Below are 4648 nucleotides of genomic sequence, written 5' to 3'. Positions count from 1 at the left end.
ATGTGGCGCGACCTTCTTGCGTCAGCCGGCAACCGTGGTGGTAGCGCGGCGCGGGACGCAGCCGCACCACCGGTCGGCGCGGTTCCGCACCGGGAGTACGGGATGAGGTCTCCTCGAGGTCGCGCGACGGCTGCGCCTTCCGTCGCGGTTCAGGAGTCGGTTCAGGAGCCGGCGGCTCCGGTAGAGGAAACGGCGGGCAGTGCGATGGTTTCACGTGAAACATCCGACGACTTCGACACTCCGATCGGTGCCGCGGCGGAACGCGCCATGCGGGTGCTGCACACGACCTACGCGCCGCTGCGCCGGCCGAAGGGGCGCCGGCTCTTCACGGTCGCCAACCAAAAGGGTGGGGTTGGCAAAACCACGACCGCGGTCAACCTCGCCGCTGCGCTCGCGGTGCAGGGACTCAAGACCCTCGTCATCGACCTCGACCCTCAGGGCAATGCGAGCACGGCGCTGGGCATCGCCGATCGGCAGTCGGGCACACCGTCGTCGTACGAGGTGCTGCTCGGCGACGTGTCGTTGGGGGAGGCGTTGCAGCAGAGTCCGCACAGCGATCGACTGTTTTGCGTCCCGGCGACGATCGATCTGGCCGGGGCCGAGATCGAGTTGGTGAGCATGGTGGCGCGCGAGAACCGGCTGCGGACCGCGCTCGCCGCGCTCGGCGACTTCGACTTCGACTACGTCTTCATCGACTGCCCGCCCTCGCTGGGGTTGCTGACGATCAATGCACTCGTTGCCGCACCGGAAGTGATGATCCCGATCCAGTGCGAGTACTACGCGCTGGAGGGCGTGTCACAGCTGATGCGCAATATCGAGATGGTGAAGGCCCATCTGAATCCGGCGCTTGAGGTGACCACCGTGGTCCTGACCATGTACGACGGGCGGACCAAGCTGGCCGACCAGGTCGCGGCCGAGGTACGCCGCTACTTCGGGGATAAGGTGTTGCGCACGGTGATTCCGCGCAGCGTGAAGGTCTCCGAGGCACCCGGCTACAGCATGACGATCATCGACTACGACCCCGGCTCCCGAGGGGCGATGAGCTACCTCGATGCCAGCCGCGAACTGGCTCAGCGCGACACCCCCCATTCGTGAAGGAACCATCGGTGAAGGGACGACCATGACACAGCCGGTACGGAAAAAGGGCGGACTCGGCCGAGGTCTCGCGTCGTTGATCCCGACCGGTCCCGCGGACAGCGACACCGGGCGAGCGACCCTCGGGCCGCGGATGGGTGACGCCGCCGCCGATGTCCTGATCGGGGGCACGACGCAGGGGGCCGCCGCACCGATGGGCGCGGTGTACCGCGAGATCGCGCCGGGCGACATCGAGCCCAATCCGCGTCAACCGCGGCAGGTCTTCGACCAAGAGGCGCTGGCCGAGCTGGTGCACTCGATTCGGGAGTTCGGCCTACTGCAGCCGATCGTGGTGCGGGCGGCGACCGCGTCGGACAGCGGCGCGCGCTACCAGATCGTGATGGGGGAGCGCCGCTGGCGCGCAGCCCAGGAGGCCGGACTGGCCACCGTGCCGGCGATCGTGCGGGACACCGGCGACGACAACCTGCTGCGCGACGCACTCTTGGAAAACATCCATCGCGTGCAGTTGAATCCGCTGGAAGAGGCGGCGGCCTACCAGCAGCTACTCGACGAGTTCGGGGTCACCCACGACGAACTGGCCTCGCGGATCGGACGCTCCCGCCCGCTGATCACCAACATGATCCGGTTGCTCAAGTTGCCGATCGCGGTGCAGCGCCGAGTCGCGGCCGGGGTACTGTCGGCCGGCCATGCACGGGCGTTGCTGTCGTTGGAGGCGGGTGCCGAGGCACAGGAGGAACTGGCCGGCCGGATCGTCGCCGAGGGCCTGTCGGTGCGGGCGACGGAGGAGGCCGTCACCCTGGCCAATCGTGGCGCCACTCCCGCGCCTGCACCGCAGCGGCGAAAGCCCATTCAGATGCCGGGTCTTCAGGACGTCGCCGAGCGGCTGTCGAATGTCTTCGACACGCGGGTGACGGTGAGCCTCGGCAAGCGCAAGGGCAAGATCGTCGTGGAATTCGGTTCGGTGGAGGATCTGCAGCGAATCGTCGACGCGATGACCCCTTCGCAGCCATGACCGCAGGCACGGTGTAATTACGTCACTGTGACGCCATGCGGCTGCGCGACGCCGAACGAGGGGCTTCTGGGAAGGGGTCCTGGCTGAACACGTTGGAGCCCAAGCTGTTTCGCCTTTGATCACGCCCCCGTCGCCCCGCGGGCGGTGCTGTTGCCAACGCCACTCGGGTGGGGGGCCCAATACTGGCCCGATGACCGTCATCTCTCCTATTCTGGAGGGGTTGCCGGTGCACGCGACCGCAGCGGATTGCAGTAACGCACGGAAGCCAGGAGGCTTGTGTCTGCTCGAATCACGCCACTGCGGCTCGAAGATTTCGAGCAGCTCCCCAAGCATGCGCGCCGCTGCGTCTTCTGGGAGGTCGACCCTGCCACCCTGGGTACCCAGGACCATCTGGCCGACCCTGAATTCGAGAAGGAAGCCTGGCTCTCGATGGTGATGCTGGAATGGGGTTCGTGCGGTCAGATCGCTGCGCCGTTCGTGGCCGAGCACGGCAACACCGAACTGCCCTGCGTCGGATACGTCCTCTACGCCCCGCCGCGGGCCGTGCCGCGCGCGCAGCGGTTTCCCACCGCACCGGTGTCCGCGGACGCCGTGCTGCTGACCTCCATGGGCATCGAGGCGGGGTGGGCTTCGGACGACCTTCCGCACGGGCTCATCGCCGGGGTGATCGACGAGTTGGTCCGGCGTGGTGTCCGCGCGCTGGAGGCGTTCGGCCGCACGAAGGCGGCCGCGGAATTACAGGATCCGCGAATGGTCGACGCCAACGTGCGCCCGGTTTTGGAAGCCCTCGGGGACTGTTCGGTCGAACATTGCGTCATCGATGCGGACTTCTTGACAGAAGCCGGGTTCGTGGTGGTCGCCCCACATCGCTATTTCCCGCGGCTGCGACTCGAACTCGACAAGGACCTCGGATGGAAGGCCGAGGTCGAGGCGGCGCTGGAACGGCTGCTCGCGAGCGCCCAATTGCCGCAACCGGTTGGGGTGGGAGCCACGATCACCAACACGGTGGGCAGCGGCGAGTGCGGTTAGGAGCCGCCGAGCCGGGCGGCCCGCTCCACGGCTAATTCGTGGGCCAGCAACTCCGCGAAAGTGAATGTGCCGGTCGGGCGGTCGTTCTTGCCGAGCAGATAGAGCCGCTTGACTGCCGCGAGGATTCCTTCTGCGATGGCGTCGCGGGTCTGGGTCGAGATCAGCATAGCGCGGTCTCGCGGGTTGGTGATGTAACCGACGTCGACCTCAACGGTCGGCATCCGGGTCAGCCGCAACAGGTCCCAGGTCCGGCCATGGGTGCGGCAATCGCGTAATCCAGTGCGCGCCACCACTTCCCGCTGTATGAAGTCGGCGAGGTTGCGGCCGATCGTGGAGACCGAACCGTGAGAGTTCCCGAAGTGGAACGAGGCCACACCGTTGGCCGCGGAGTTGGGCTGGCTTTCGCAGCGCAGGCTGATCATCAGGTCGGCACCGACGTTGTTGGCGGTCGCGGCGCGTTCCGCGTCTGACGGACTGCAGTTGGTCGGCCGCGACAGGAAGGTCTCCATGCCGATGGCGGTCATACGCCCTTCGAGTCGGCTCGCCAAGTCCCACAACACATCTGATTCGCTGATAGGGCCGGACGGGCCCTGCGAGATCAATCCGTGGTCCGCACCGCCGCGGCCCGGGTCGATGATGATTCGCTTACCCGACAGTTTGGGGCCCGACCGGCGGACCAATTCTTCCTCGCGGATCGCGTGCAGCGAACCGCCCGTGACGCGCGAACTCAGAAAGTACAAGGACCGCAACGTTTCCGGTCCGCAGATGCCGTCGGAGGCAAGACCGTACTCCCGCTGGTACGACATCAACGCGTTGTGGGTCTGCAACCCGAAGTGGCCGTCGACCAGGCCGGTGTAGAAGCCGAGGTCTTGCAGCCGGGCCTGCAACGTGGCGACGTCGTCACCGTAGAGCGGAGCGCCGAATTGGTGATACAGGGTGCGCGCGCCCAGTCGGTAGGACGCTTCCTTCAACGCGCGATAAGTGGCTTCGCCGACGACGCCGTCCACCAGGAGTCCGCGATGTTGCTGGAATGCGCGCACGGCGTGGTCGAGTTCGGCGTCGAAGAGCTCCAGGGGCACGTGCCGGCCCGTCGTTGCTTCTTCCTCGGAGTCGTCGAGCAGTCCCAGCGTCGCTAGTGTGGCCCGGATCTCGGTGACAGCCGGGCTGCGGTCACCACGGCGCAGCGCGTCGCTGTCTGCGCGGCGCGGATTCGGCATACCAAGGGGCCCTTCGTGGCGGTGTGACAGGCTCGATTCAGGGTGACAATCCAAGGTGATTGTCGCAGATACTTCTCGATTTCCCGAAAACCCCAGGCGAAGCGCGAGGCGCGCAGCGGCAAGAAGTTCCGATCAGTCGAGACCTGGAACCACGCCGGAAAGCTCACGCAACAGCGCGGCTTTGCCCTTGGCCCCGACGATTCGCTTCACCGGGTCTCCGTCCTTGAACAGGATCATGGTGGGGATGGACACCACCTGGAACTGCGCGGCGGTCTGCGGGTTGGCGTCCACGTCG

4 protein-coding genes and 1 pseudogene are annotated in these 4648 nt (G+C 66.6%); 3 read left to right on the top strand and 2 right to left on the bottom strand.

All coding sequences use genetic code 11. The features are described 5' to 3' along the window. Positions 1–207: 207 nt before the first annotated feature. The 3 genes and pseudogenes from AC2VOK_RS20830 to AC2VOK_RS20820 form a co-directional block, all read left to right on the top strand. Positions 208–1095 (top strand): annotated as a pseudogene (locus tag AC2VOK_RS20830) (ParA family protein); the annotation flags it as partial. Between the two features lie 25 nt (positions 1096–1120). Then, positions 1121–2107, top strand: coding sequence for a ParB/RepB/Spo0J family partition protein (locus AC2VOK_RS20825; RefSeq protein WP_428902136.1), 987 nt, complete (start codon positions 1121–1123; stop codon positions 2105–2107). A gap of 276 nt (positions 2108–2383) precedes the next feature. Continuing rightward, complete coding sequence (locus tag AC2VOK_RS20820) at positions 2384–3136, top strand: acetyltransferase (RefSeq protein ID WP_428902135.1); 753 nt, start codon at positions 2384–2386, stop codon at positions 3134–3136. Here the strand turns inward: AC2VOK_RS20820 and AC2VOK_RS20815 are convergent. Both AC2VOK_RS20815 and AC2VOK_RS20810 read right to left on the bottom strand, forming a co-directional pair. Continuing rightward, the gene (locus tag AC2VOK_RS20815) at positions 3133–4353 is read right to left on the bottom strand and encodes an N-acetylmuramoyl-L-alanine amidase (protein WP_343709130.1); all 1221 of its coding nucleotides are present in this window, start codon (positions 4351–4353) and stop codon (positions 3133–3135) included. The genes AC2VOK_RS20820 and AC2VOK_RS20815 overlap by 4 nt on opposite strands. A 132-nt stretch (positions 4354–4485) precedes the next feature. Then, positions 4486–4648 (bottom strand): thioredoxin family protein (locus AC2VOK_RS20810; RefSeq protein WP_428902137.1); only part of this gene is annotated, 163 nt, incomplete at its 5' end.

Source organism: Mycobacterium sp. TH-M116 (assembly GCF_057473685.1).
This window is presented reverse-complemented; position numbering and strand designations above follow the sequence as displayed.